Annotated in this window: 4 protein-coding genes; all 4 read right to left on the bottom strand. The window is 68.3% G+C overall.

The window, feature by feature from the left end:
- Nucleotides 1-178: 178 nt before the first annotated feature.
- Nucleotides 179-1,078 (bottom strand): carbohydrate kinase family protein, encoded by a 900-nt coding sequence (locus ACE3SS_RS14890; protein WP_374595295.1) that lies wholly within the window; start codon nucleotides 1,076-1,078, stop codon nucleotides 179-181.
- A gap of 72 nt (nucleotides 1,079-1,150) precedes the next feature.
- On the bottom strand, nucleotides 1,151-2,320 hold the full coding sequence (locus ACE3SS_RS14885) for a zinc-ribbon and DUF3426 domain-containing protein (protein WP_374595293.1): 1,170 nt from the start codon (nucleotides 2,318-2,320) through the stop codon (nucleotides 1,151-1,153).
- Nucleotides 2,317-3,243 (bottom strand): 50S ribosomal protein L11 methyltransferase, encoded by a 927-nt coding sequence (prmA, locus tag ACE3SS_RS14880; RefSeq protein WP_374595291.1) that lies wholly within the window; start codon nucleotides 3,241-3,243, stop codon nucleotides 2,317-2,319. The genes ACE3SS_RS14885 and prmA overlap by 4 nt, the downstream gene beginning before the upstream one ends.
- Before the next feature lie 93 nt (nucleotides 3,244-3,336).
- Nucleotides 3,337-4,529 (bottom strand): acetyl-CoA carboxylase biotin carboxylase subunit (gene accC / locus ACE3SS_RS14875; protein ID WP_374595289.1); only part of this gene is annotated, 1,193 nt, incomplete at its 5' end.

Below are 4,529 nucleotides of genomic sequence, written 5' to 3'. Positions count from 1 at the left end.
AAGTCATCAAACGACGGGCCTATGGCTACCGCGACGAGGAGTACTTCTTTCTCAAGATCCGCGCAGCCTTCCCCGGAAATCCTCGATGAACCTTTTTTTTGGGGGGGGGATTGGTCGTTCGCGGTCAGTCGCTCCGGCAACGACCGCAGCTCAATTTGGCGGGCTCACCGGTTGACGATCAAACCAGCTCGCCGAGCGAGTGGTTCTGCGGCCCGGCGCAGGCAATCTTGATGGCGCCGACCCGGTTGGCGAGTTGCACGCAGCGCTCGAGCGGCCAGCCGTTGGCCAGGCCGTGCAGCAGGGCGCCGCGGAAGGCGTCGCCGCAGCCGGTGGGGTCTACCACCGCCGTGGCGGCTACGCCCGGGACGTGTTGCTTGTGGCCTTGCGTCCAGATGTGGCAGCCATCGGCCCCGAGCGTTTCGATCACGGCGTTGAGGTGCGGCAGCCTGGACAAGTCCGCCAGGCTCAGGCCGGTGCGCTCGCTCAGCATCTTGCCTTCGTAGTCGTTCACCGCAACCCAGCTGGCGAGGTCGACGAAGCGGCGCAATTCGGCACCGTCGAACATGGGCAGGCCTTGGCCGGGGTCGAAGATGAACGGGATCTTGGCGGCGGCGAGTTGCTCGGCGTGCTGGATCATGGCGTCGCGGCCGTCGGGGGCGACGATGGCCAGCTGGATGTCGGGGCGGGCCTCGATCGGCGTGACGTGGGCCTGCTGCATGGCGCCGGGGTGAAAGGCCGTGATCTGGTTGTTGTCCTGGTCGGTGATGATGATGGCTTGCGCGGTGTAGGTGTCGCCCAGTTGCTTGACGTAGCGGGTATCGACGCCCCAGGCCGCCAGGCGCTCTTGATACGGGCCGCCGTCGGCGCCGAGCGTGGCCATGATGAGCGGGTCGCCGCCGAGTTGCTTGAGCGTGTAGGCGATGTTGCCGGCGCAGCCGCCGAATTCGCGCTTGAGGGTGGGCACCAGGAACGAGACGTTCAGGATGTGGATCTGGTCAGGCAGGATCTGTTGCGCAAATCGACCCGGGAAGGTGGTGATGGTGTCGAAGGCGAGCGAGCCGCAGATGAGAACGGACATGAGTCGAGACTCCGTTGGGTTTGAAACGATGCGAGCGGGCTGGGTCGCGCGAGGGCCGCGCGGCGCGCGCGCTCAGGGGTAGAACAGTTCGACGGTGTAGCCGGCAATGCGGTTGCCGGCACTGACCAGACGGGCCTGCAGGGTGGTGTTGCTGTCGGGCGCCAGATCAGGGGCCGTGAAGCCGAACTCGGCGGGCGCGAGCACGCGCTTGCTGACCAGCTCGCCAGACGAGTCGGTGAGGCTGAGTTCAACGTGCGGCACCGCGATGGCCACGCTGGAGCGGTTGTGCAGCACGACGCTGAGTTTGTAGGCCGGTGGTTCTGCCGCAGCGGCGTCCGCGGCGCCCCGCACCAGGGTGACGCTGTCCACGGCGAGGTCTTCGATGTGGCGCCAGGGGGCGATTTCGCAGCCGGTGAGGGCGCAGATTTGCTCGACGACCGGGCGCCACTCGGGGTGCCGCGCGGCGAGTTCGTCGCGGAAGGCGTAGGCAGTCTGCCCGACCAGCAAGGCGGACAGGGCCAAGGCCACGCCGGCGAGGGTGGCGCGCACGGCCGGGTGGCGCCATTGGGCGCGGCGGTCGGCGCGGCGCACGAAGCTCGGGGCGGCGGCGGGCTTGGCCTTGCCGGACGGCTTCTTCTTGCCGCCGTCGCGGCGTTTGCGGGCCTTGTCGCCTTGGCCTTTGACTTCGGGCATCGGACGCGGCGCGGCGGGCGTGGGGGCGGCGTCTGCGTCAGCGCCGAGCAGGAAGTCGGAGTCGTCGAGATCGAACTCGACGTCTTTCGGGAAGCGCGCATCGGCGAAGTCCGAGCCGCGGGCCTTGCGCGAGCGGCGCTGGCTGGCCGAGCGGCCATCGGACGAGGGGCGCAGCAGCCAGCGTGAGTCGAGCGCGTCGTCTTCGTGCGTGGCCGGCAGGTCGTCGTCCGGCTCCGGCATGGTCTCGGGGGGGCGTGCGCTCGGCGCGGGGGGCGGTGGTGCAGGCCGTTGCGTGGTCTGGTCGAGCCCCATAGGCTGGGTGGGCTCGCTGCCGGGTTCGACGGGGGGCGATTCCGGGCCTGCTGCGGGTCGGGGCGCGTTGGCGGGGCGTTGGGGTGGCGGGTCGCGTTCGAGGTCGAACAGCCCGTCGAGCGCGTTGAAGACTTCATTGCAGCGCCCGCAACGCACCCAGCCTTCGGACACCTTCAGCTGGTCTTGAACGACCTTGAAGATGGTGCCGCAGGAGGTGCAACGGGTGGCGAGGCTCATGGCCGGCGATGATGCCACGCAGGGCGTTGCGCCGTCATGAGGATCCAACCGTCTTCCTGGTCGGTGACCGACAGTGGCAGCCAGGGCGCATAGGCTTGCTGCAGTTCTTCGGCCTGACGCTCGAGGATGCCGGCGAGCACCAGATGCCCGCCTGCCGCCACGTGGCCGCTGAGCAGCGGGGCCAGCAGCTTGAGCGGCGTGGCCAGGATGTTGGCGAGCACCAGGGGGTAGGTGCCGGCGGCTTCGCCGATGAGGTCGGGCAGGCCGGCTTGGAGCGTGACGCCGTTGGCTTGCGCATTGGCCTGGGTGGCTTCGACGGCGGCGGGGTCGATGTCCACCGCTTCGATCTGCCGGGCGCCATGCAGGCCGGCACCGATGGCGAGGATGCCCGAGCCGCAGCCGTAGTCGAGCACGCGGGCCCAACTTGGCGACAAGGCCGGCGCCTGGCGGGCGATCCAGCGCAGGCACATGCGGGTGGTGGGGTGCGTGCCGGTGCCGAACGCCAGACCAGGGTCGAGCCGGATGATCTGGCGGGCTTGTGCGGGCGGCTCATGCCACGAGGGCACGATCCAGAATTCGGGCGTGATCTCGACCGGCGCGAATTGCGATTGGGTCAGCCGCACCCAGTCCTGCTCGGCGAGCGGCTGGATGGACAGCACGTGCACGTCGATGGCCCACTCTTGCGCCAGGATCAGCGTGGCGGCTTCCACGGCCGCGGCTTCGCTGGGGAGCAACGCCTTCAGCGTCGAGCGCTGCCAGGCTTCGCGGACGATGGGCATGCCCGGCTCGCCCCACAGGGCTTCTTCGGCCGGGGTGTCGGCATCGGCGTCTTCCACCGATACCGACAGCGCATCGAGCTCGATCAGCGCGTCGCAGACCGACTCGACCTGCGTTTCGGCGGCTAGTAGCAGGAGTTCGTGCATATCAATCCAGTTCAGCAAGCGTGGGCGGGGCGAGCCACCAAGCCGGCCCGCATCCCCTTGGGGGATCGCTCGGTGTATTCGCCGAGCGAGGGGTCAACGTTTGCGCGCGGCCATCCAGCCTTCAAGATAGTGGATGCTGGTGCCGCCCTCGACGAACTTGGCATCGGCCAGCAGTTCGCGGTGCAGCGGGGTGTTGGTGCTGATGCCTTCGATCACGGTTTCGGACAGCGCCGTACGCATGCGGGCCAGGGCCTGGTCGCGGGTGTCGCCGTAGACGATGATCTTGCCGATCATCGAGTCGTAGTTGGGCGGCACGAAGTAGTTGGTGTAGGCATGCGAGTCGACGCGCACGCCGGGGCCGCCGGGCGGGTGCCACATGCTGATGCGGCCCGGCGACGGCACGAAGGTGTACGGGTCTTCGGCGTTGATGCGGCACTCGATGGCGTGGCCGCGCATCTCAATTTGGCGTTGCGTGAACGGCAGCTTCTCGCCGGCCGCCACGCGGATCTGCATCTGCACGATGTCGATGCCGGTCACCAGCTCGGTCACCGGGTGCTCGACCTGCACGCGCGTGTTCATCTCGATGAAGTAGAACTCGCCGTTTTCGTACAAGAACTCGAAGGTGCCGGCGCCGCGGTAGCCGATCTTCTTGCAGGCGGCCGCGCAGCGTTCGCCGATGCGCTCGATGGTGCGGCGCGGGATGCCCGGTGCCGGCGCCTCTTCGATGATCTTCTGGTGACGACGCTGCATCGAGCAGTCGCGCTCGCCGAGCCAGACCGCGCCTTTGTGCTGATCGGCCAGGATCTGGATCTCGATGTGGCGCGGGTTCTCGAGGAACTTCTCCATGTAGACCGACGGGTTGCCGAATGCCGCGCCGGCCTCGGCTCGCGTGGTCTGCACGGCGTGCAGCAAGGCTGCCTCGGTGTGCACGACGCGCATGCCGCGTCCGCCACCGCCGCCAGCGGCCTTGATGATGACCGGGTAGCCGACCGAGCGGGCGATGCGTACGATCTCTTTCGGGTCGTCGGGCAGCGCGCCTTCGGAGCCCGGCACGCACGGCACGCCCGACTTGATCATGGCCTGCTTGGCCGAGACCTTGTCGCCCATGATGCGGATGCTCTCGGGCGTGGGGCCGATGAAGGTGAAGCCGCTCTTTTCAACGCGCTCGGCGAAATCGGCGTTCTCGCTCAGGAAGCCGTAGCCGGGGTGGATGGCCTCGGCATCGGTCACTTCGGCGGCCGAGATGATGGCCGGCATGTGCAGGTAGCTCTGGGCCGACGCGGCCG

Origin of the sequence: Aquabacterium sp. (assembly GCF_041915145.1) — a bacterium.
Classification (GTDB): Bacteria; Pseudomonadota; Gammaproteobacteria; order Burkholderiales; family Burkholderiaceae_C; genus Aquabacterium.
Note: the sequence above shows the minus strand (reverse complement) of the source record. Positions and strands in the feature narration are given on the sequence as shown.

Bases quoted from the DNA above. Each gene is read 5' to 3' on its own strand.
- ACE3SS_RS14890 (WP_374595295.1), bottom strand. From the start codon at position 1,078: ATGTCCGTTCTCATCTGCGGCTCGCTCGCCTTCGACACCATCACCACC.
- ACE3SS_RS14885 (WP_374595293.1), bottom strand. From the start codon at position 2,320: ATGAGCCTCGCCACCCGTTGCACCTCCTGCGGCACCATCTTCAAGGTC.
- prmA (WP_374595291.1), bottom strand. From the start codon at position 3,243: ATGCACGAACTCCTGCTACTAGCCGCCGAAACGCAGGTCGAGTCGGTC.